Origin of the sequence: Saccharothrix deserti (genome assembly GCF_009769385.1) — a bacterium.
Taxonomy (GTDB): domain Bacteria; phylum Actinomycetota; class Actinomycetes; order Mycobacteriales; family Pseudonocardiaceae; genus Actinosynnema; species Actinosynnema deserti.
Genome location: NZ_ML775964.1, coordinates 63,606 through 84,981, shown reverse-complemented (window position 1 = coordinate 84,981; position 21,376 = coordinate 63,606). Strand labels below are relative to the sequence as shown.

At 70.5% G+C, this 21,376-nt stretch carries 21 protein-coding genes; 15 read left to right on the top strand and 6 right to left on the bottom strand.

Features of this window, described 5'->3' with window-relative positions:
• Positions 1-87: 87 nt before the first annotated feature.
• Together FM051_RS10280 and FM051_RS10275 are read left to right on the top strand one after the other, a co-directional pair.
• Positions 88-1,035 carry an extracellular catalytic domain type 1 short-chain-length polyhydroxyalkanoate depolymerase gene (locus FM051_RS10280; RefSeq protein ID WP_158842704.1) on the top strand — a complete coding sequence of 316 codons (948 nt, stop codon included), beginning with the start codon at positions 88-90 and terminating at the stop codon, positions 1,033-1,035.
• A 113-nt stretch (positions 1,036-1,148) separates the two neighbouring features.
• The gene (locus FM051_RS10275) at positions 1,149-1,424 is read left to right on the top strand and encodes a hypothetical protein (RefSeq protein ID WP_158842703.1); all 276 of its coding nucleotides are present in this window, start codon (positions 1,149-1,151) and stop codon (positions 1,422-1,424) included.
• A gap of 91 nt (positions 1,425-1,515) precedes the next feature.
• Here the strand turns inward: FM051_RS10275 and secA2 are convergent, their stop codons facing one another.
• Complete coding sequence (gene secA2 / locus FM051_RS10270; protein WP_158842702.1) at positions 1,516-3,834, bottom strand: accessory Sec system translocase SecA2; 2,319 nt, start codon at positions 3,832-3,834, stop codon at positions 1,516-1,518.
• A 76-nt stretch (positions 3,835-3,910) separates the two neighbouring features.
• Positions 3,911-6,880, bottom strand: coding sequence for an acetyl-CoA carboxylase family protein (locus FM051_RS10265; RefSeq protein ID WP_238412275.1), 2,970 nt, complete (start codon positions 6,878-6,880; stop codon positions 3,911-3,913).
• A 156-nt stretch (positions 6,881-7,036) separates the two neighbouring features.
• Between FM051_RS10265 and FM051_RS10260 the strand changes: the two genes are divergently transcribed.
• From FM051_RS10260 to FM051_RS10250, 3 genes are all read left to right on the top strand, one after another.
• Complete coding sequence (locus tag FM051_RS10260; protein WP_158842700.1) at positions 7,037-8,002, top strand: sporulation protein; 966 nt, start codon at positions 7,037-7,039, stop codon at positions 8,000-8,002.
• Between the two features lie 15 nt (positions 8,003-8,017).
• A complete protein-coding gene (locus FM051_RS10255) occupies positions 8,018-8,290 on the top strand; it encodes a GlsB/YeaQ/YmgE family stress response membrane protein (RefSeq protein ID WP_158842699.1) in 273 nt (90 codons plus the stop codon).
• A gap of 84 nt (positions 8,291-8,374) precedes the next feature.
• Positions 8,375-9,640, top strand: coding sequence for a PIN-like domain-containing protein (locus tag FM051_RS10250; protein WP_158842698.1), 1,266 nt, complete (start codon positions 8,375-8,377; stop codon positions 9,638-9,640).
• On the opposite strand, the gene FM051_RS10245 is transcribed toward FM051_RS10250, so the two are convergent.
• Entirely contained in the window at positions 9,637-10,260 is a 624-nt protein-coding gene (locus FM051_RS10245) for a TetR/AcrR family transcriptional regulator (protein WP_158842697.1), read from the bottom strand. The two genes, FM051_RS10250 and FM051_RS10245, sit on opposite strands and share 4 nt — an antisense overlap.
• A gap of 87 nt (positions 10,261-10,347) precedes the next feature.
• Here FM051_RS10245 and FM051_RS10240 point away from each other — a divergent pair, with 87 nt between their 5' ends.
• The 7 genes from FM051_RS10240 to FM051_RS10210 all read left to right on the top strand — a co-directional run bounded on the left by FM051_RS10240 (position 10,348) and on the right by FM051_RS10210 (position 17,067).
• Complete coding sequence (locus FM051_RS10240) at positions 10,348-11,493, top strand: acyl-CoA dehydrogenase family protein (RefSeq protein ID WP_158842784.1); 1,146 nt, start codon at positions 10,348-10,350, stop codon at positions 11,491-11,493.
• Positions 11,494-11,605: 112 nt separating this feature from the next.
• Positions 11,606-12,367: an SDR family NAD(P)-dependent oxidoreductase gene (locus tag FM051_RS10235; RefSeq protein WP_158842696.1), complete on the top strand. Its 762-nt coding sequence runs from the start codon at positions 11,606-11,608 to the stop codon at positions 12,365-12,367.
• Between the two features lie 98 nt (positions 12,368-12,465).
• Entirely contained in the window at positions 12,466-13,671 is a 1,206-nt protein-coding gene (locus FM051_RS10230) for a hypothetical protein (RefSeq protein ID WP_158842695.1), read from the top strand.
• Positions 13,668-15,146, top strand: coding sequence for a vWA domain-containing protein (locus tag FM051_RS10225; RefSeq protein WP_202918768.1), 1,479 nt, complete (start codon positions 13,668-13,670; stop codon positions 15,144-15,146). Before FM051_RS10230 ends, FM051_RS10225 begins: the two co-directional genes overlap by 4 nt.
• Entirely contained in the window at positions 15,133-15,891 is a 759-nt protein-coding gene (locus tag FM051_RS10220; protein ID WP_158842694.1) for a hypothetical protein, read from the top strand. The genes FM051_RS10225 and FM051_RS10220 overlap by 14 nt, the downstream gene beginning before the upstream one ends.
• Before the next feature lie 22 nt (positions 15,892-15,913).
• The gene (locus tag FM051_RS10215; RefSeq protein ID WP_158842693.1) at positions 15,914-16,498 is read left to right on the top strand and encodes a TetR/AcrR family transcriptional regulator; all 585 of its coding nucleotides are present in this window, start codon (positions 15,914-15,916) and stop codon (positions 16,496-16,498) included.
• Positions 16,495-17,067 (top strand): DinB family protein, encoded by a 573-nt coding sequence (locus FM051_RS10210; RefSeq protein ID WP_158842692.1) that lies wholly within the window; start codon positions 16,495-16,497, stop codon positions 17,065-17,067. The genes FM051_RS10215 and FM051_RS10210 overlap by 4 nt, the downstream gene beginning before the upstream one ends.
• Before the next feature lie 189 nt (positions 17,068-17,256).
• On the opposite strand, the gene FM051_RS10205 is transcribed toward FM051_RS10210, so the two are convergent.
• On the bottom strand, positions 17,257-17,709 hold the full coding sequence (locus FM051_RS10205) for a MaoC family dehydratase (RefSeq protein WP_158842691.1): 453 nt from the start codon (positions 17,707-17,709) through the stop codon (positions 17,257-17,259).
• Between the two features lies 1 nt (position 17,710).
• A complete protein-coding gene (fabG, locus tag FM051_RS10200) occupies positions 17,711-18,472 on the bottom strand; it encodes a 3-oxoacyl-ACP reductase FabG (RefSeq protein ID WP_158842690.1) in 762 nt (253 codons plus the stop codon).
• A gap of 106 nt (positions 18,473-18,578) precedes the next feature.
• Here fabG and FM051_RS10195 point away from each other — a divergent pair, with 106 nt between their 5' ends.
• Together FM051_RS10195 and FM051_RS10190 are read left to right on the top strand one after the other, a co-directional pair.
• Positions 18,579-19,418, top strand: a complete 840-nt coding sequence (locus FM051_RS10195; protein ID WP_158842689.1) for an SDR family NAD(P)-dependent oxidoreductase — start codon at positions 18,579-18,581, stop codon at positions 19,416-19,418.
• A gap of 5 nt (positions 19,419-19,423) precedes the next feature.
• Positions 19,424-20,377, top strand: coding sequence for a quinone oxidoreductase family protein (locus FM051_RS10190; RefSeq protein WP_158842688.1), 954 nt, complete (start codon positions 19,424-19,426; stop codon positions 20,375-20,377).
• A gap of 89 nt (positions 20,378-20,466) precedes the next feature.
• On the opposite strand, the gene FM051_RS10185 is transcribed toward FM051_RS10190, so the two are convergent.
• Positions 20,467-20,883, bottom strand: coding sequence for a DUF6319 family protein (locus FM051_RS10185; protein WP_158842687.1), 417 nt, complete (start codon positions 20,881-20,883; stop codon positions 20,467-20,469).
• A 102-nt stretch (positions 20,884-20,985) separates the two neighbouring features.
• On the opposite strand from FM051_RS10185, the gene FM051_RS10180 reads away from it, so the two are divergent.
• Positions 20,986-21,333 carry a DUF6401 family natural product biosynthesis protein gene (locus tag FM051_RS10180; protein WP_158842686.1) on the top strand — a complete coding sequence of 116 codons (348 nt, stop codon included), beginning with the start codon at positions 20,986-20,988 and terminating at the stop codon, positions 21,331-21,333.
• The last annotated feature ends 43 nt before the right edge of the window (positions 21,334-21,376 follow it).

The window sequence follows — 21,376 nt, the reverse complement described above, 5'->3', positions numbered from 1 at the left end:
GCCGGGCCGCGCGGTTGTGGTGTGGTGCGCCATCGTGCCGCCCCACAAGGCCTTCTACGGTCGAGAAGCGGACAAGGAGGTCCGCACATGCGCAAACCGACGTTGGTCGCCCTGTTGACGACCGCGATGTTGACCGCGTTGACGATCACGCCGCAGGCTCACGCCGCGAGCGTCACCGAAGTCCCGGCGTTCGGGTCGAACCCCGGGAACCTGAAGATGTTCCGCTACGTGCCGGACGGCCTGCCCGCCGGACGGCCGCTGGTGGTCGTGCTGCACGGCTGCACCCAGGACGTCGGCTACGGCACGTCCAGCGGGTGGGTGTCGCTGGCGGAACGGCTCCGGTTCGCCGTCGTGCTGCCGCAGCAGCAGAGCGCGAACAACTTCAGCAAGTGCTTCAACTGGTTCCAGGCCGCGGACACCACCCGCGGTCAGGGCGAGGTCGCGTCGATCGCGTCGATGGTGACGCGGATGAAGACCGACTTCGGCACGTCCACCACCTACGCGACCGGCCTGTCGGCGGGCGGTGGGATGACGTCGGCGCTGCTCGCCACTTACCCGGACGTGTTCGCGGGCGGCGGTGTGGTGGCCGGGCTGCCGTTCGGCTGCGCCACGACCATGATCGACGCCTACGGCTGCATGAACCCGGGCAAGGACCTGACCGCCCGGCAGTGGGGCGACAAGGTGCGCGCGGCGAGCGCCCACCGGGGTCCGTGGCCGACCATGACCGTGTGGCACGGCACCGCGGACTACACCGTCGCGGTGGCCAATCAGCGGGAGATCGTCGATCAGTGGACCGACGTGCACGGCGCCGACGCCACGGCGGACGTCACCGACACCGTGGCGGGTTACCCCCATGCGGTCTATCGCAACAGCGTCGGGTCACCGGTCGTGGAAACCCACACCGTCACCGGTATGGGGCACGGTCAACCCGTGGATCCCGGCACGGGGCCGCAGCAATGTGGGGCTGCGACGGCGTATGTGCTGGACGTCAATGCCTGTGCGGCGTGGTACCTCGCCCAGCGGTGGAACCTTTAGTCCCACGATCGGGTGTGTTTTGTGGGTCCATGCAGGGGTAGCTGAGTTGCCCCAGCGAAGTTCGCACTGCCAGGTGATTTACGTTCACCCGCCGTGAGGTGTCTGCTTCCGGGGTGACTGAGCAACGGCGCTCTACGCGCATCGAGCAGGAGTGGGACCTGATCCGGCGCATTCAAAACCTCGCCCATCGAGCCGAACGCACCGCGTTCGACCATTCGAACCTCGTCGGTCCGCCACCGTCCCAGCAGCACCTGGACATCCTGGCGGAGATCCGTGCGCTCACCGAGCAGGCGGTGGCGCAGCGGATGCCGAGATCGAAGACGTCGAAGACTCTGCCCCGCCAGGCGGAGCCGGTCGAGGACAAGAAGGTCTCCGCACCCGTCCGTTGACGCCGCCGCGGGCTGGGCCTGCCTCCCAGCCCGCACGGAGTCCGCACCGCGGCGGTCCTGGCGACTGGCGACGGCGACTAGCGACTGGCGACTAGCGACGGCGGACGAGCTTCACCAACCCCTTGAACGTCTCCTCCAGGCCGGAGGAGAACGGGTTGTCGTTGACCAGGTACGTCCAGGTGGTGTTCGGGCGCTGCACGCCCGCCTCGGCCAGGTGCGCGCCGTCGGCGTCGATCTTCACCTTGGCGAAGGTCTCCTCGGCCTCGTCCCACGCGTCCGGGATGATCTTGTGGTAGGCCGGGATGGCCTCGCGGTGGAACTCGTCCAGCGGGTTCTGCCGTGCCAGCGCCCGCAGGTGGATGCCCTCCCGCAGGTCGGTCAGGAACGTCAGGTGATCGCTCCACCGCTGGTCCAGGTGGTGCAGCGCGATCAGGCGGGCCGCGGAGACCTTGATCTCCTCGTCCAGGTCCGCCAGCTCGTGCACCCGGTCCGGCTTGCGCTCGGACAGCTCCTGCCAGGCCAGGTCGGTGCGCACCAGCTTGTCCCGGTACTCCAGCATCAGCTGGCGCTGGTGCTCGATCAGCTTGTTGTAGCGCCAGGTGTTGCGGTGGATCTCCAGGTGCACGCCCTCGGCGATGCGCTGCGCGTGCTCCACGGTGTGCAGGGTGCCCGCGTCGGTGATCCGGCCGTCCTCGTCCACCTCGGCCGGCTCGTCGTGGTCCGGCACGTACTGGGTGACCAGCTCGTCCTGCAACGAGGAGAAGAACACCGAGCCGCCCGGGTCGCCCTGGCGTCCCGCGCGACCGCGCAGCTGGTCGTCCAGCCGGCTGCTGGAGTGCCGGCCGGTGCCGATCACGTAGAGGCCGCCGAGCTCGGCGATGCGCTCCCGGTCGGTCGAGTCGTGCCCGCCGAGCCGGATGTCCGTGCCGCGGCCCGCCATCTGGGTGGACACGGTGATCCGCTCGAACGAGCCCGCGTCGGCGATGATCGAGGCTTCCTCGGCGTCGTTCTTCGCGTTGAGCACCACGCAGCTCAAGCCGGCCTCGGCGAGCTTGCGGGACAGGCGCTCGGACTCGGCCACGTCGAGGGTGCCGACGAGGATCGGGCGGCCGGTCTCGTGCACTTCCTTGATCTCGGCGACGATCGCGGCTTCCTTCTGCTCCAGCGTCGCGTACAGCCGGGGCGCCTCGTCCTCCCGGATCGTCTCCACGTTCGGCGGGATGACCAGCACTTCCAGCTGGTAGAAGTCGCGCAGCTGCTCGGCGACGGCCACCGCCGTGCCCGTCATGCCGCACACCGACGGGTAGCGGCTGAGCAGCGCCTGGACGGTGATCGAGTCCAGCACCTCGCCCGCGTCCGTGGTGGCCACGTTCTCCTTGGCCTCGACCGCCGCCTGGAGGCCGTCCGGCCAGCGCTGGAGCTTCGCGATCCGGCCGCGGGTGTCGTTGATCAGGTGCACCTTGCCGTCGCGGACGATGTAGTCCACGTCCCGGTGCAGCAGGACCTGCGCGTGCAGGGCCACGTTGACCTTGCTCAGCGTGGTCGAGACGTGCTCGTCGGAGTACAGGTCGATACCGCCGAGCGACCGTTCGACCAGCTCGCTGCCCGCGCCGGTGAGGTAGACGTTGCGCTCTTCGTCGTCGATCTCGAAGTGCAGGTCGCGGCGCAGCCGCTTGACCAGGTCGGCCAGCGCCGGGTCGACCGCCGGGCCCGCCGTGGAGCCCGCCAGGACCAGCGGCACGCGCGCCTCGTCGACCAGGACCGAGTCGGCCTCGTCCACCAGCGCGACGCGCGGCTTGGGCACGATGATGTCGGCCTCGTCGGTGGCCAGCCGGTCGCGCAGCACGTCGAAGCCGATCTCGGAGACCGAGGCGTAGGTGACCTCGGCCTGGTACGCGGTGCGGCGCTCCTCGGGCTTGGAGCTCTGGTCGATCCAGCCGACGCTCACGCCCAGCAGCTCGTAGAGCGGGCCCATCCACTGGGCGTCGCGCTGGGCGAGGTAGTCGTTGACCGAGACGACGTGCACCTGGTCGCCGCGCAGCGCGAAACCGGCCGCGGCGATGGCGCCGGAGAGCGTCTTGCCCTCACCGGTGGCCATCTCGACCACGTGGCCCTCCAGGAGGCCCAGGGCACCGAGGATCTGCACGTCGAACGGGCGCAGGCCCAGCGCGCGGTCGGCGGCCTCGCGGCCCAGCGCGCAGACCTCCACCAGTTCGGGACGGCCGAACTCGGGCTTCTCGCGCAGCTTGGCGGCCGCGGCGGTCAGCTCCTCGTCGCTCAGCTCTTTCACGCGCTCCGCCTGCTCGTTGACCTCGTCGAGCAGCTTCCGGTAGGGCGTGAGGTCGGCGGAGCCTGGCTTCTGCGCGAACCGGCGCAGCCGCTGCTTGAACCGTCCCAGGAGAGTCGTCACGGACCGGCAACGTACGGCACGTCCCCAACGTTCCGCACGTCACCCGTTTGACAGTTCACGATTACCCCGCGACTCGTCACTCACCGTGACGGCTTTCCCCTGGCCTGGTCGTGAGGAGGGTGGTGATCCAGCGCCGGGTGTCCGCCGGGTCGATCACGTCGTCGATCTCGAACGCGGACGCCACGTTGAGGGCCTTGCCGTGTTCGTAGGCGGCCGACACCATCGCCGTGAACGCCTCCTCGCGCTGCGCCGGGTCGTCGATGGCGTCCAGTTCGCGCCGGTACCCGAGCCGCACCGCACCTTCGAGGCCCATCGGGCCGAACTCGCCGCTCGGCCACGACACGGCGAACAGCGGCACCTTCAGGCTGCCCGCCGCCATCGCCTGCGCGCCCAACCCGTACGCCTTGCGCAGCGCGACGAACCCGAACGGCACGTCGAGGTTCGCGGCGGTCACGAGCATCCCGGTCAGGCGCCGCACGGTCGCGGTGCGCTCGGCGTCCGGTCCGACCATGAATCCCGGCGTGTCGCACAGCGACAGCACCGGCAGGGCGAACGCGTCGCACAGCCGGAGGAACCGCGCCGCCTTGTCCGCCGAGTCGGCGTCGATCGCCCCGCCGAGGTGGCCGGGGTCGTTCGCGATCAGCCCCAGCGGCCGGCCCTCGACCCGGACCAGGGCGGTGACGATGCCGCGCCCGAACTCCCGCCGCAGCTCCAGCACCGACCCGGTGTCGGCGAGCGTCTCCACCACGGTCCGCACGTCGTAGGCGCGCACCCGGTTCTCCGGCACGAGGTGCCGCAGCAGCCGCTGGTCGGCGCACTCCCAGCCGTCGGTCGACCACCCGTCGGTCGACCACCTGTTGGCAGGCCCCTGGAAGTACGAGAGGTACTTCTTGGCCACCGCGACGGCCTCGGCCTCGTCGGACACGAGCACGTCGATCACGCCGTTGGGCACCTGTACGTCCACCGGCCCGATCTCCTCGGGCCGGAACACGCCGAGCCCGCCGCCCTCGACCATCGCCGGGCCGCCCATGCCGATGGTCGCGTCACGGGTCGCGATGACGACGTCGCACGTGCCCAGCAGCACGGCGTTCCCGGCGAAGCACCGGCCGGACGCGATGCCCACCAGCGGCACCCGCCCGGAGAGCTTGGCAAACAGGTGGAACGCCATGCAGTCCAGCCCGCTGACGCCGCCGTGGTCGGTGTCGCCCGGCCGACCGCCGCCGCCCTCGGCGAACAGCACCACGGGCAGCCGCCGCTGCTCGGCCAACGCGAACATCCGGTCCTTCTTGGCGTGGTTGCGCAGACCCTGGGTGCCCGCGAGCACCGTGTAGTCGTAGGACATCGCGACGACCTGGCCGCCGTTCACCGTGCCGACGCCCGCGACCAGCCCGTCCGCGGGCGTGCGCTCGACCAGTTCGTCCAACGACCGCCGGCGGCGTTGCGCGGCGATGGCCAGCCCGCCGTACTCCACGAAGTCGGTGCACAGGTCGCTGATGTTCTCCCGGACCGTGCGCCGCCCGGCCGCGTGCCGCTTCGCCTCCGCCTCGGGACGGGAGAAGTCGTGCCGTGCCAACGTCTCCGCGAGATCCGGCCGCACGTCGTCCAGGTCGACCGCGACGGCCTTCTCCTCCACCGCGACGTCCACCCCTTCGGCCAGCAACGCGCCTTCCGCCACCGTGTCGCCGACCTCGACCAGCACCCGCGCGTCGCCGATCGGCACGACGTGCTGCATCTTCATCGCTTCCACGACGACCGCGCCGGACTCGATCGCCACGACGGTGCCCTGCACGGGAGCGCGCGCTCCGGTGTCCTCGCGCGGCAGTGAGTCCACCAGTCCCGTGTGTGCCTTCAGGACATCCGGGTGGTCCAGGAGCCCGCGCAGGAAGCCGATGTTCGTCTTCGCACCGTCCACAATGAACTCGTCCAGCGCGCGGCGGGCGCGGCGCAGTGCGGTGTCCAGGTCGTCGGCGTGCACCACGACCTTCGCCAGCAACGGGTCGAAACCGAGACCCGCCCGGTAGCCGACCGAGGCGTGCGTGTCGACCCGGACACCCGGTCCGGACGGCGGCACGAACGCCGACAGCCGTCCCGTCGAGGTCAGGCTGACGCGCAGTTGCAGCGCGCTGCCGCGCGGCGTGTGCGTCAGGTCCGGCTCGACCTCGGTCGCCAGCAGCAGTTGGGCGCGCACCAGGTCCAGCCCGGTGACCTGCTCGGTGACGGTGTGCTCGACCTGGAGCCGGGGATTGGCCTCCAGGAACGCGAACCGGCCGTCCGGCGCGACCAGGAACTCCACCGTGCCAAGCCCGGTGTACCGGACGGCGCGCGCGATCGTCGCCGCCGCCTCGTGCAGCGCGGCGCGCAGGTCGGGGGAGAGGTCCGGCGCGGGCGCGACCTCGACCAGCTTCTGGTGCCTGACCTGCAACGAGCAGTCGCGGTCGCCCAGCACCGTCGTGCCGACCAGCTGCACCTCGACGTGCCGGGCCGGTTCGAGCAGTTCCTCCACGAACACGGTGTCGTCGCCGAACGCGGCCAGCGCCTCGGCCCGGCACCGCTCGACCGCGCCGGAGAGGTCGGCGAGCCGCCGCACCACCCGCACGCCCTTGCCGCCGCCACCGGCGACGGCCTTCACCACCACCGCGCCGTGCGCGCGGAAGAACTCCTCGAACCCGTTCTCGGCGCCCGCGAGCACCGGCACGCCGACCTCCGCCGCGAGGGCGCGTGCCCGGCTCTTGTCGCCGAGCAGTTCGAGCACCTCGGGTGGCGGTCCGACGAACGTGAGCCCGGCATCGGCGCAGCGCCGGGCGAACCCGGCGTTCTCGGCCAGGAACCCGTAGCCGGGGTGCACCAGATCGCACCCGTCCGCGGCGGCGAGCACGGCGTCCACGTCCAGGTAGGAGCCCCGGAGCCGGACCGCGCGGTCGGCGAACCGGCCGTGCGCGTCGTCGGAGTCCGTGACCAGGGCGACGGTGCGCCAGCCGAGGTCGGCGGCGGCGCGGAGCACCCGGACGGCGATCTCTCCTCGGTTGGCGACGAGCAGCGTGGGCACCTTCAACCTCCTGAGCGACCGCTTAGTATGTGACCGCCGTCGCATACTGGCATCTGCGCTTAGCGTTCGTCCAGAGGGAACCGATCCACCTACCGAGGCGTCCTTGGGACAATCCGCCCAAGGGCGTGACCCAGAAGCAGGCCAGGAGGCACCACCGTGGTTTTCAAGAGGATGTTGCGCGCGTTCGGAGTCGGCGGTCCCTCGGTGGACACGGTGCTGGCCAACCCGAACGTCCGGCCGGGCGAGCTGCTGACCGGTGAGGTCCGCATCGCGGGCGGCGACCACCCGGTCGACATCGACCAGGTCAAGCTGTCCCTCGTCACCCGGGTCGAGGTGGAGAGCGGCGACAACGAGCACAACCGCAACGTCGAGTTCGCGCGGATCGTCGTCGGCCAGCGGATCGCCGTCGCGGCGGGGCAGAACCTGGTGCTGCCCTTCCAGTTCCCGGTGCCGCTGGAGACGCCGCTGACCGTCGTGCACGGGCAGCCGCTGCACGGGATGACGATGGGGCTGCGCACCGAGCTGGAGGTGCGCGGCGCGGTCGACCCCGGTGACCTCGACCCGGTGGCCGTGCACCCGATCGGGTCGCAGGAGCACGTGCTGAACGCGTTCGGCGCCCTCGGGTTCCGCTTCCAGCGCGCCGACAACGAGTCGGGGCGCATCCACGGCGTGCCGCAGCAGCTGCCGTTCTACCAGGAGATCGAGTTCCTGCCGCCGGCGCAGTTCCTGGGCAAGATCAGCCAGTTGGAGCTGACGTTCGTGGCGGACCCGCACCGGCTGTACGTGGTGCTGGAGGCGGACCGCCGCGGCGGGTTGTTCCGGCAGGGCGGTGACTCGTTCGGGCACTTCGCCATGTCGCACGATGAGGTGATCCGCACGGACTGGGCGGCGCTGCTGCACCAGTGGATGGACCAGGCCGCGGGCAGGCGATCCTCCGGCGGTTACGGCATGCACGGCGGTCACCACGGCGGTCACGGCGGTCACGGCGGCCACCACGGCGGTCACCACGGCGGGGGAATCGGCGCCGGTGGTGTGGTCGCTGGAGCTGCGGCCGGCGTGTTCGGTGGGATGATGATGGGCGAGGCCCTCGACGAGATCGGGGACTTCTTCGAAGGCGACTAACCTTCAGGAGGCACAGTGGGCATCGGCGGTGTGATCAGTGCTCTGATCGTCGGCCTCATCATCGGTTTGCTGGGCAAGCTCGTGGCGCCGGGCAAGCAGGCCATTCCCATCTGGCTGACCATCGTGGTCGGCATCGTGGCGGCGTTCCTGGGCACGTTCGTGGCTCGGGCTCTCGGCGTGGAGGACACGCCCGGCATCGACTGGATCGAGATCATCGCGCAGGTGGTGATCGCCGCTGTCGGCGTCAGCCTCGTCGCGGGGTTCTACGGCAAGAAATCCATCCGCTAGCCCCCGACCGGACCAACAGGGCCTCCCGGAACGTTCCGGGAGGCCCTGTGCCGTCCGCGGGAAAAGTGAGGAAGGATCACAGGTATGGCCAACGAGCCCTCCATCGACGACCCGAGCGGTTCCGAGGCCCCGCGTGGCATCCTCGACGGCTTCGGCGCCTACCGCACCACGAGGCCGGACCACTACCGCGACCTGTTCGCACGCGGGATGGTCGTGCTCGACACCGCCACCCTGCTCGACTTCTACCGCTGCACCGCCGCCACGCGCGCCGACTTCCTCCACGCACTGAGACGCCTCCGCGACCGCCTGTGGGTGCCGCACCAGGTGCTCGCCGAGTTCTGGCGCGACCGCGAAGCGGCGCTCGGTGACGTCGAGAGGGCGACCGGGCAGGCGACGGCCGCCCTGCGGAAGGCGGAATCCCAGGCGTTGCAAGGCCTGCGGGCCTGGGCGAACCGGGTGTCGCTCGCACCCGAGGAGCTGACGTCGCTGGAGCATGGCCTCCGGGACGCGCACGCGCACGTGGTCACGCGCCTGACCGAGGTCACCAGGCAGGACTTCGTCACCGTGGTGGACACCGAGGAGGACCAGGTCGTCGCCGACCTCGACGGCCTGCTCTACGGCCGCGTCGGCGCCCCGCTGCCGCCGGACGAGCACCGGGCGGCGGTGACCGAGGCCGCCAGTCGGGCGTTCGGCGACTACCTGGTGTGGAAGCAGCTGCTGGTGGAAGCGACCCGGCGCAAGCAGGACGTCCTCCTCGTCACCGGTGACACCGAGGAGGACTGGTGGCGCCTGGACAAGAACGACAACCCCAAAGGGCCGCGGCCGGAGCTCTACGAGGAGATGCGGGCGGTGGCCGGGGTCAGGTTGTTCATGATGCGGCCGGACACCTTCCTCCGGCACGCGAAGGAGCAGTTCGGTCTCCCGGTGCGGGGGGAGTCCATCGACGACGTCGAACGCTCCCTCCGGAACCAGCCCGAATCCCTGGCGCTGGAGATGCTCGCGGTCGACTTCACCGACGTCTTCGGGAAGCGGGGCTTCACGCCGGTGCTCGCGGCGAACAAGGACGGTTACGTGATCATGTCGGCGGGCGAGGCGGGTGACCGGTGCCGCGCCTTCGTCGTCAACCCGCCGCTGGGGACGCCGGCCGGTGCCGTGAAGTGGATCCGCAGGGTGCTGCGCCGGCACGCGGAGGAGGGGAGCGACGACGTGGTCGTGCTCCCGGGTCGGCGCGGCGACGGGCTGCTCAACGGCCTGGACAACGTCGGCGTCGCGACCGTCTGGCAGACCGGGGACGGTTGGGCGGGCACCGAACTCGCCCACGAGCAGGGTTGGGTCGAGCAGCCCGCCTAACGCCCCGCCGTGCCGACCATGCGCAGCACCAGGTCGGCGTAGAGGTCGCCGATCTCGGCGGGGGTGCGACGGCCGGAGGGCTGGTACCACCGGGCCACGTCGATGCACAGCGACAGCACCGCGAGAGTCGCCCCGCGCACGTCGGGCACGTCGAACACGCCCGCCGCCACGCCGTCCTCGACCATCCCGCGCACCGCCGCCTCGATCCGCCGGCGCAGCTCCACCACCTCGGCCAGGTGCTCCGGCGTCAACGCGCTCAACTCGTACTGCACGACCCGCGCCGTCGTGTGGAACTCGGCGTGCCAGGACGCGAAAGCGCGCACGGCAGCCGCCAGCCGGGCCGCCGGATCGTCCTCCGACACGGCCGTGAGCACCGACAACGACGTCCCGTGCCCGATCCGCGAGATCTGGAACAGCAGTTCCTCTTTGGACCGGTAGTGGATGTACACCGCGGCTGGCGACATGCCGGCCTGCGCCGCGATGTCACGCGTCGTGGTGGCGTGGTAACCGCGCACCGAGAACGCGGCGGCGGCGGCGATCAGCATCCGCCTGGCCGCCGGCGGCGTGACCGAGGACCATGTCTCATCCAGGAGCGCGAACTCACCCTGGGTCGAAGTCATGCACTCTCCTTGACACGAGCCCGAACGATACCGCAGGCTAAGCACACGCTTAGATCTAAGCAACCGCTTAGTATGGAGGACGTGAGAGTGCGCCGCACGCTGTTCGAACCCGACCACGAAGCGTTCCGCGAGTCCGCGCAGGCGTTCGTCGACCGCACCCTCAAGCCGAACTACGAGAAGTTCGTCGAGCAGCGCCACATCGACCGCGACGTGTGGCTCGAGGCCGGCAAGCAGGGTCTGCTCGGCCTGGAGGTCCCCGAGGAGTACGGCGGCAGCGGCGCGAACGACTACCGGTTCAACGCCGTGCTCGGCGAGGAGGTGTCCAAGGCCAGCGCCGGCATGGCGTCCTGCCTGGGCATCCACAGCGACGTCGTCGCCCCGTACCTGGTCGACCTGTGCACCGAGGAGCAGAAGCAGCGCTGGCTGCCCCGGTTCTGCGCGGGCGAGATGACGACCGGCATCGGCATGACCGAGCCCTCCGGCGGCTCCGACCTGGCCGCGCTCAAGAGCAACGCGGTCAAGGACGGCGACGACTGGATCCTCAACGGCTCCAAGACGTTCATCACCAACGGCTTCTCCGCCGACATGATCGTGGTCGCCGCGCGCACCAGCCCGGAGAAGAAGGCCAGGGGCATCACCCTGTTCGCGGTCGAGACCGGCATGAAGGGCTTCGAGCGCGGTCGCAAGCTGGACAAGGTCGGCCAGCCCGAGTCCGACACCGCCGAGCTGTTCTTCGAGGACGTCCGGATCCCGGCGGAGAACGTCATCGGCGAGGTCGACCAGGGCTTCATCTACATGATGGAACGCCTGCCGCAGGAACGCCTCGGCGGCGCGATCTCCAACCTGGCACACGCCAGGCAGGTCCTGGTCGAGACGATCGCCTACGTGAAGGAGCGCAAGGCGTTCGGGCAGGCCATCGGCTCGTTCCAGTACAACAAGTTCACCCTCGCCGAGCTGGTCACCAAGATCGACGTGACGCAGGCGTTCCTGGACCAGTGCACCGACGCGCACACCCGGCGCGAGCTGAGCGCCGTGGACGCGGCCAAGGCCAAGTACTGGAGCGCGGACGTGCAGAACGACGTCATCGACGCGTGCGTGCAGCTGCACGGCGGCTACGGCTACATGACCGAGTACCGCGTGGCCCGTGCCTGGATGGACGCGCGGGTGACCAAGATCTGGGCCGGTTCCAACGAGATCATGAAGGAACTCATCGGCCGCGACCTGGGCCTGTGATCGTGTCCGAACAACCACCACGCGAGGTCGCGTCGGTCGTTCGTGACCGACTTCCAGGCGACCGAGCCCGCCGTCTGCGGAGCAGCGGCAATTCACACAGAGAGCGGATCTGATGGGAATCCTGGACAAGTTCCGGCTGGACGGGCAGGTCGCGATCGTCACCGGCGCGTCCTCCGGCCTGGGCGTGGCGTTCGCCAAGGGCCTGGCCGAGGCCGGCGCGGACGTCGTGCTCGCCGCCCGGCGGGTCGACAAGCTCAAGGAGACCGCGCAACTGGTCGAGAACGCCGGACGGCGCGCGCTGATCGTGCGGGCCGACGTGGCGCAGCCGGACGACTGCCGCGAGGTCGCGCGTGCCGCCGCCGAGTTCGGCCCGGTGCACGTGCTGGTGAACAACGCGGGCGTGGCGTCGGCGGTGCCCGCGTCCCGTGAGACGCCCGAGCAGTTCCTGGGCGTCATGGACGTGAACCTCAACGGCGCGTACTGGATGGCGCAGGCGGCGGCGGCCGTGATGACCGACGGCGGGTCGATCATCAACGTGTCCAGCGTGCTCGGCCTCGTCTCCGGTGGTCTGCCGCAGGCCGCGTACTCGGCGTCGAAGGCCGGTCTGCTCGGTCTGACCCGCGACCTGGCGCAGCAGTGGACCGGCCGCAAGCGCATCCGGGTCAACGCGCTCGCGCCCGGCTACTTCGCCTCCGAGATGACCGACCAGTACCCCGAGGGCTACCTCGAATCGCACATCTCGCGGCTGCCGATGGGCCGGGTGGGCGATCCGGAGGAGCTGGCGGCGGCGGTCGTGTTCCTCGCTTCGGCGGCAGGCGGTTACACCACCGGCGCGACGTTCGTGGTCGACGGCGGTGCGACGATCGGGAGCTGATCCCCGCTGGGGGTGATTCCCCGACTTGTAACCCACTCCGGCGGCACGGCGATCTAGCCTGGTACCAGGGGAGATCGCCGTCCGCACGGGGGAGTGGCGTGGTCGCGAAGAGCTCTGCCGAAGAACCGACCTTCACCGTCACCGAGCCGCCCAGATCCATTTTCCGCCGCAAGCGCTTCCTGCTGCCGTTCGGCATATCGGCGGGCGTCGCGTCGGCGGGTGCCATCGCGTTGTTCGTTTCGGGAACGGTCGCGCTGCCGTTCCAGGAGATCACCGTCGTGCGGGCGATGATGGCATCCAAGTCGGTGTTCTTCCAGGACACCGAGGTCCGCCGGATCCTGATGGCCAACCGCATCGAGGTGCGGGTCACCGACTCGGGTGGTTCACGGGAGCTCATCAGGGACAGGCAGAACCGGGTCCGCGAGTTCGACTTCGTGATGCCCTCCGGCCAGGTCGCCGGCGAGTTGATCCGGGACCGGTTCGGCGGCCGGGTGTACTTCCCGTTCTCCAGCCCGCTGGTGCTGGGCGCGTTCAGGGAGTACGCGGAAGCCCTGGAGAGCGAGGGAATCGCGGAACCGCAGAAGAGCGGGGAAGACAACCTCTACTACACCCTCGACATGGGCCGGTTCGTCAAGCTGTCTTTGCCTGCGGACGGGAGATCGTCGGCGGCGACCTGGGACGGGTTGAAGAAGCCCGTCGACAACCGCAACCAGATCGTCGCGCAGACGCCGAGCCCGTGCGTCTCCTACTCGGGTTCGGCCTGGCTGGGCCTGGTCGCGTTCGCCGAGAACAATTTCGTCGTCCCGAAAGAGCAGACCGCCCTGGCCGTGGCGGAGCGGATCAAACCGGTGTTCGAGATCGAGGGCCTGCACGCCTCGGCGATCGGCACCGCGTTCTTCCACCCCGACGGCCGCACCGCCGCCCCGGTCGGCGTCATGTACGAGCACCAGTACTTGGCGCACCAGCTCGACACGGTGGCGCGGACCGGCAAGCCGGACTACGAACGCGTGCTGCTCTACCCCGACACGAACCACCGCACCGAGCCGTGGCTTATCGCGTTCAGCCCGGCGGGCGAGCGGGTCGGCGACCTGATCCGCAACGACCCCGGCCTGCGCCGCCGCGCCCTCGAACTCGGGTTCCGGCTGGACAACCAGGATTCGACCGCGCTCAACGGTCTGCTCAACGAGCGCGGTCTGCCGGAGCCGGTGCTGAGCAGCACGGAAGGGTTCCTGCCCAAGCCGCCGGACCTGGAGGCGATGATCAGGGAGGTCGGCCGCTGCCCTGAGATCCAGGTGCCGATATGAGGCTGACGGCGGTCCTCTTGTCGGTGGCGGTCCTTTTGTCGGTGGCGGTGCTGGGCGGGTGCACGTCCGGCACGCCGGAGTCGACCACGTTGACCGTGCTGGCCAGTTCGGAGCTGGCGGACCTCGCGCCGGTGCTGGCCGACCTGCGCCGCGACACCGGGGTGGAGCTGGAGCTCGACTACCGGGGCACCGTGCGGGCCGGCGAGGAGCTGGCGGTGGGCGTCGACCACGACCTCGCGTGGTTGGCCACGAACCGGTACCTGCAGCTGAAGAACGCGGACCTGCCGCTGTCCACCACCACGATGCTGTCGCCGCTGGTGCTGGGCGTGAAGGCGGGCAAGGCGGGGGTGTTGCACGGGGCGTCGTGGGCGGATGTCGCGGGTCGTGCGGCGGCGGGGGAGCTGCGGTTCGGCATGGCGGACCCGAGGGTGTCCGGTAGCGGGATGGCGGCGTTGATCGGGGTGGCGACGGCCGCCGCCGGGACGGGTGCCGCGCTGCGTCCCGAGGACGTGACCTGCGACAAGCTCCAGGGCTTCCTCACCGGACGGGTGTTCGGCGCGGCCGGCGCGGCCGAGGTCGTGGACGAGTACGTGAAGCGGCAGGACGAGGTGGACGCCGTGGTCGCGTACGAGTCGACGGTGCTGTCGCTGAACGCGTCCGGGCAGCTGCGCGAACCGTTGGAGGTCGTGTACCCGCGGGATGGGATCGTGCTCTCCGACTATCCGTTGATGCTGCTCGAACCCGACAAGCGCGCCGCGTACGACCGGGTTGCGCAGTGGCTGCGGTCGCCGTCCGCCCAGCGGGCGATCATGGAACGCACGTGGCGCCGGCCGGTGGACCCGCAGGTCGAGCGCACGGAGAAGCTGCGTGAGCCCATCGGCACCGCGCTGTACTTCCCGGGCACGCAGGAGGTCGTGGACATCCTGCTCGCCGCCTACGACCGGGCCGGCGCGCCGGGGCGGGTGGTGTTCGTGCTGGACCACTCGACGTCCATGGCGGGCGGGCGGATCGCCGGGCTGCGGGAGGCGTTCGCGACGCTGAGCCGGGCGGGCGGGTTCGACCGGTTCCGGGTGGGGGAGACGGTCGTGCTCGTGCGGTTCGCGGGGACCGTCATGGAGGAGCGCAGCGTCGTGGTCCAAGGGGTGGCGGACCTGGAGGCGCTGGCCGGTGCGCTGGCGTCGGCCGGGCTGGCGGACGACGGCACCGCGATCTGGTCGGCGCTGGACCACGCCTACCGGATCGTCGGTGACGGCACGGTGGTGCTGATGACCGACGGCGAGAACAACGCCGGGATGAGCGCGGACGAGTTCCTGGCCGCGTGGCCGGACCCGCCGGCGCGCACGTACGCGATCCGGTTCGGCGAGGCCGACCCGGTGGAACTGGACCGGGTGGCACGGGCGACCGGTGGGCGGGTGGTGGACGCCGGTGCGGGGTCGCTGTTGGAGGCGCTGAGGGAGATCCGTGGCTGTCGATAGGGAACTCTGGTGGTCGGTGTGGTGGCCGTGGGCGGTCTTGTGGATCGCCACCGCGCTGGCACTGGTCGTGGCGGTCGGGGTGGCCGTGTGGGCGTGGCGGGTCAGGCGCCGCTACCTCCCGGGCGAGGTGCCGGGCGTGCCCATCTACCTCGATGACAAGGCGGTCATCGGCATCTACCAGGTGGGCCGGTTCGGTGACGCCATCACCAAGGAGGTCATCCAGCGGGTCGGCTACACCAAGGACGGCAAGATCGCGCTGCCGGGCCTCGATGCGGCCGCCGGGGCGGCCCACAGCCACGAGGTGATCAAGACCTACATGGAGACGCACGAGCCGATCGCGGTGATCGGCGTGCTGATGGCCGCGCTGGAGTCCGCCGACGGGGTGGTGCACGTGGACCTGCGCCGGCTCACCCTGCGCCGCAACACAGCGCTGGAGCAGCACCTGCGTTCCCTGGACGGCCCGCCCATCTCGGCCAGGCTGCGGTGGATCGATTCGTACGTGTCCGTGAAGGGCACGTTCCGGATGGACTCCGAGCGCGACGGCACGACCGTGTTCCTGGCCGCGTTCGGCGCCCAGGACAACCCGGAGGAGGGCCCGCAGATGAGAATCGCGTGCAACAGCGCCGGCCTGCGTGACGAGCTGGTGCCCGAAGGCGCGTTCAACGCTCGCTGCCTGGGGCGGGTGCAGGCGTGGAAGGCGGAGGAAGGGCACCTGGTCATCCGGCCGATCGCCATGTTCCAGTGATCGGGCGTGCCATGCTTGGCCCATGGCATCGGTACCGGAGCGGTTGATCGACGCCGCGACGCGGTTGTTCGCCGCCAAGGGCTTCGACCGGGTCGCGGTGCAGGAGATCGTGGACCTGGCGGGCGTCACCAAGGGCGCCATGTACCACTACTTCGGGTCCAAGGACGACCTGCTGCACGAGATCTACGGCAGCCTGCTGCGGATGCAGACGGAGCGGCTGGAGCACTTCGCGTCCGGGTCGGCGCCGGTGGCCGAGCGGCTGCACGCGGCGGCGGTCGACGTCGTGGTGACGTCGGTGGACAACTTCGACCAGGCGCGCGTGTACTTCCGTTCGGCCGACCACCTGGCCGAGGACAAGCGGCGGGAGATGCGGGCGGAGCGGCGGCGCTACCACGAGCGGTTCCGGTCGCTCGTGGAGGAAGGGCAGGCGGCGGGCGTGTTCCGGACCGACGTGCCGGCGGACCTGACCGTGCACTACTTCTTCGGCACGGTCCACCACCTCGGCCAGTGGTACAGCGCCGACGGGCCGTTGTCGGCGAAACAGGTGGGCCGTCACTTCGCCGACCTGCTGCTGGCGTCGTTGCGTCCCGTGGAGGGCTCGTCGTGAAGTCTCACCTGCACCGCTACCTCCGGACCGCGCGTGAGGCGCTGCTGTGGAAGCTGGACGGCCTGTCGGAATACGACGTGCGGCGACCGTTGACGCCGACGGGCACGAACCTGTTGGGCCTGGTCAAGCACCTGGCCGGGGTCGAGGTGGGGTACTTCGGCGACACGTTCGGCCGACCGTTCGCCGAGCCGTTGCCGTGGATGAGCGACGATGCGGAGCCGAACGCCGACATGTGGGCCACGGCCGACGAGTCGCGCGAGGACATCGTTGCCCTCTACCAGCGGGCCTGCGCGCACGCGGACGAGACGATCGACGCGCTCGACCTCGACTCACCCGGCACGGTGCCGTGGTGGCCGAAGGAGCGTGAGGCGATCACCCTCCACGTCGTCCTGGTCCACATGATCGCGGAAACCAACCGCCACGCCGGACACGCCGACATCGTCCGCGAACTCATCGACGGCACAGCGGGCCTCCGCCCGGACGCCGACAACCTCGCCCCGGTCGACGCCACGTGGTGGGAGCAGTACCGGGCCAACCTGGAACGCGTAGCCCGCGAGGCCAACGCCTGACCGTCGCGCACAACGCCCGCACCCAGTGGCGTGGTGGGCAGCGGGCGAAAGCCAGCACCTGCAGCACTTGTCCACAGCCCGCGCTTCCTCGCCCGGCTTTGTCGGTCCCTTGTGGCAGGCTGAAAGCAGGGGTCCCCTTGGCGAGGACCCCTGCGCAGCCGGTGGCGGTGGACCCCGTGGGCCGGTGGGTCAGGGGACCAGCAGGACGACGGTCTCCGCTACGCACCCGGGCTTCGGGTTGCCCTCGATCTCCACGGTCACCTTCACCACCGCCTGCTTGCCCTGCGGCACGTCGGTGATCTCCGCCAACTCCGCGCCGGCCCGCACCCGCGACCCGACGACGACCGGGCTCGGGAAGCGCACCTTGTTCAGCCCGTAGTTCACGCCCATGGACAGGCCCTGCACCGTGTAGATGTCCCGCACCAGCATCGGGATCAGCGACAACGTCAGGTACCCGTGCGCGACCGGCGCGCCGAACGGACCGCGTGCGGCCTTCTCCAGGTCCACGTGGATCCACTGGTGGTCGCCCGTGGCGTCGGCGAACAGGTTGATCTCGGCCTGCGTGATCTCGTGCCACCCGCCGTGACCGAGGTGCTCGCCCTTGGCCGCCGCCAACTCGTCGAGGTTCGCGAATACCCGCATGTCAGTCCTTCGGTCCGCCGGCGACGTAGACGACCTGACCGGACACGAACCCGGCGCCCTCGCTGACCAGGAACGACGCCGTGTGCGCGATGTCCTCCGGCGTGCCGACGCGGCCGACCGGGATCATCGCCGCCGCGCCCTTCTTGAAGTCCTCGAAGTCGACGCCGACCCGCGCCGCCGTCGCGGCGGTCATGTCGGTCGCGATGAACCCCGGCGCGATCGCGTTCACGGTCACGTTGAACTTGCCCAGCTCGATCGCCAACGTCTTGGTGAACCCCTGCAGGCCCGCCTTGGCCGCCGAGTAGTTCGCCTGACCCCGGTTGCCCAGCGCCGACGTGCTCGACATGTTGACGATGCGGCCCCACTTCGCCGCCGTCTGGAACTTCTGCACCGCCCGGCTCATCAGGAACGAGCCGCGCAGGTGCACGTTGATCACCGCGTCCCAGTCGTCGTCGGTCATCTTGAACAGCAGGTTGTCCCGCAGGATGCCCGCGTTGTTGACCAGGACGGTCGGCGCGCCCAACTCGTCGGCGACCCGCTGCACCGCCGCGTCGACCGCCGCGCTGTCGCTGACGTCGACACCCACCGCGATGGCCGTCCCGCCGGAGGCCTTGATCTTCTCCACGGCGTCGGCACAGCTGCCCTCGTCGAGGTCGAGCAGCGCGACGGCCAGGCCGTCCTGCGCGAGCCGCGTGGCTACGGCGGCGCCGATGCCGCGTGCGGCACCGGTGACGATGGCCACCCGTGCGTCCGTCTCGGCCACGGTCAGTCCTCCTTGATCTGCGGGCCTAAGCAACCGCTTAGTAACCTACCTGGCAGGGTCGCCTTGACGCCAGAGCGCGTCAGGAGAACCATACCGACTGGTCGGAATGTCAGCCAGAGGAGGCGCGGTGGAGTTCTCGGGCAAGGTCGCACTGGTCACCGGAGCCGCGAACGGCATCGGGGCGGGGGTGGCGCGCAGACTGGCCGCCGCCGGCGCGTCCGTCGTCGTCGCCGACGTGGACGACGATCGGGGCAAAGCCGTCGCCGACGAGGTGGACGGCGTGTTCGTGCACTGCGACGTCAGCGATCCCCGGCACGGCGAAGCGGCGGTGACGACGGCCGTGGAGCGGTTCGGCGGGCTCGACATCGCGGTCCTGAACGCGGGCATCGGCACCGGGTTCGGCCTCGGCGACGACTTCGACCCCGAGCGGTACCGCAAGGTCATGGGGATCAACTTCGACGGCGTGGTGTACGGCGTGCACGCGGCGTTGCCCGAGCTGAAGAAGCGCGGCGGGCGCATCGTCGCCACCGCCAGCATGGCCGGCCTGATGGCGATGCCCATGGACCCCCTGTACGGCGCGAACAAGGCCGCCGTCGTCGGGCTCGTCCGCGGCCTGGGACCGGTGCTCGCCACCGACGGCGTCACCGTCAACGCCGTGTGCCCGTCGTTCGCCGACACCGCGATCATCTCCGGCTTCAAATCCGCACTGGTGTCCTCCGGCATGCCGGTGATGAGCGTGGACGACGTGGTCGACGCGTTCGTCGCCGTGTTGCGCGACGGCAAGCCAGGCGAATGCTGGTTCGTGCAGGCCGGACGTCCCAGCGCGCCGTTCACCTTCCCCAACCCGCCCGGCCCGCGCACCGCCACCGGCGAGCGCGTCTCCATCGACCACGACCCGATCACCGACCCGATCACCACCGACCCGATCACCACCGAGGAGAACTGACACCCGTGCGCGCCATCCAGATCACCGAGTTCGGCGGACCGGAAGTCCTCAACGAGGTCGAACTCCCCGATCCCGTCGCGGGGCCCGGCGAACTGCTCGTCGAGGTCAGCCGCGCGGGCCTCAACTACGCCGACACCCACCAGGCCGAGAACTCCTACCTGGCCAAGATGCAACTGCCGATGGTGCCCGGCGGCGAGGTCGTCGGCACGGCGGGCGACCGCCGCGTGGTCGGCCTGACCAACCACGGCGGGTACGCGCAGAAGGCCGTCGTGCCCGAGGCGACCGCGTTCGACGTGCCCGAAGGCGTGGACGACCTCACCGCGTTGAGCATGGTCGTGCAGGGCGCGACCGCGTGGCTGCTGCTGCGCCGCAGCGCGCACATGGAGCCGGGTGAGACCGTCGTCGTGCACGCCGCCGCGGGCGGGGTCGGGTCGCTGGCCGTGCAGCTGGCGAAGAAGTGGGGCGCGGGACGCGTCATCGCCACCGCGAGCACCGAGGACAAGCGCAAGCTCGCGCTGGACCTGGGCGCGGACGTCGCCGTCGACTCCACCGCGGAGAACATGACCGACGTGCTGCGCGAGGCCAACGGCGGGCGGCGGGTCGACGTCGTGCTGGACATGACCGGCGGCGCCGTCACCGACCAGAGCGTGGCCGCGCTCGCGCCGTTCGGGCGGCTCGCGTTCTACGGCATGGCCAGCCGGCAGAGGCCGACCCCGGTCGACCCCGGCCGGCTGCTGTCGCACTCGACGGCCATCGCGGGCATGTGGCTGCCGCACGCGTTCAAGCTGCCCGGTCGCGTCGTGCACCGGGCCATGGCCGAGCTGTTCGACCTGGTCCTGGCGGGTGACCTGCGTGCCGTGCCGGGCGGCGAGTACGGGCTGTCCGAGGTGCGCAAGGCGCACAAGGACCTGCGGGCCCGCCGCACCACCGGCAAGCTGGTGCTGGACCCGTCACGCTGAGGCGTCGCGCTGAGGTATCGCGCTGAGGCGTCGCGGAAACGGGGGCCGCTCGTCGATCGGGTGGCCCCCGTTCCCGGATGTCCGGTCGGTCAGTCGCTCAGTTCGGCCAGTGCGGCCTTGACCTTCGCGAGCTCGGCCTCCAGCTCTTCCATCCGCGTGCGGTGCTGGGTACGGGCTGCCTCGATGACCTCGTCGATACCGCCGGCGATGTCGTCGTGCAGCTCCTTGGCCGCCCGCGACACCGCCGCCGCCGAGATGACGAGACCCTGCACGACCCGCTTGGTGCCGTGCACCAGGTCGGCCTGCCACTCGCCGTCGGCGGTCCCGGTGACGGTCAGCGTGAGCTCGACCGTGCGGGTCTTCTTGGCCGTCGACTTGGGCCGCTTCGTCGCGGGCTTGGCCTCGGTCTCTTCCTGCGGCACGGGTGCGACCTCCTGCTGCACGGGTGCGGCGGGCGCCTCGGCGTCCACCTTCTCTTCCTGCTCCACGAGCGTGTCCGCCTCCACGTTCTCGTTTCCTCTCTGCGCATCCGGCTCGACCCGGCGTGATCATAGAACACGTGTTCGATGATGGGTCGATCGCCCCGCACAGCGTAGGGTGTCGAGCTTGTGAGCGGTTGGAGGGACTTCTCCGCTCGCCGGTTCTTGGACCGGCTGAGCGACGAAATGGGTATCGCGGCGGTCTTGACGCCCGGCGTGTTGGCGCCCGGTGTGCTGGCCGTCGTCGACCAGCACGGTGCGGCGGTGCGCGACATCCTCGCGTTCGGCGTGCCCGCGGCGGCGGTGGCGGGTGTGGTGCTGCTCGCCGGCTACGCCAAGGGCGTGCTGGACGAGGCGACGGCGCAGGGCTGGGCGCCGCCGTCGATCGTGGACTGGGCGAACGCGGACTGGACGACGCTGAGACTCGCCGCCGTCTGCCACCTGGCCCGCCGCGACGAGCCGGCCCTCGAGGCCTAGGTCGCGGCGTCGTCGCACCGGCCGACCGACCGGACGTCGCGTC

Bases quoted from the DNA above. Each gene is read 5' to 3' on its own strand.
- FM051_RS10280 (WP_158842704.1), top strand. From the start codon at position 88: ATGCGCAAACCGACGTTGGTCGCCCTGTTGACGACCGCGATGTTGACC.
- FM051_RS10250 (WP_158842698.1), top strand. From the start codon at position 8,375: ATGGCCAACGAGCCCTCCATCGACGACCCGAGCGGTTCCGAGGCCCCG.
- FM051_RS10245 (WP_158842697.1), bottom strand. From the start codon at position 10,260: ATGACTTCGACCCAGGGTGAGTTCGCGCTCCTGGATGAGACATGGTCC.
- FM051_RS10235 (WP_158842696.1), top strand. From the start codon at position 11,606: ATGGGAATCCTGGACAAGTTCCGGCTGGACGGGCAGGTCGCGATCGTC.
- FM051_RS10225 (WP_202918768.1), top strand. From the start codon at position 13,668: ATGAGGCTGACGGCGGTCCTCTTGTCGGTGGCGGTCCTTTTGTCGGTG.
- FM051_RS10215 (WP_158842693.1), top strand. From the start codon at position 15,914: ATGGCATCGGTACCGGAGCGGTTGATCGACGCCGCGACGCGGTTGTTC.
- FM051_RS10205 (WP_158842691.1), bottom strand. From the start codon at position 17,709: ATGCGGGTATTCGCGAACCTCGACGAGTTGGCGGCGGCCAAGGGCGAG.
- FM051_RS10195 (WP_158842689.1), top strand. From the start codon at position 18,579: ATGTCAGCCAGAGGAGGCGCGGTGGAGTTCTCGGGCAAGGTCGCACTG.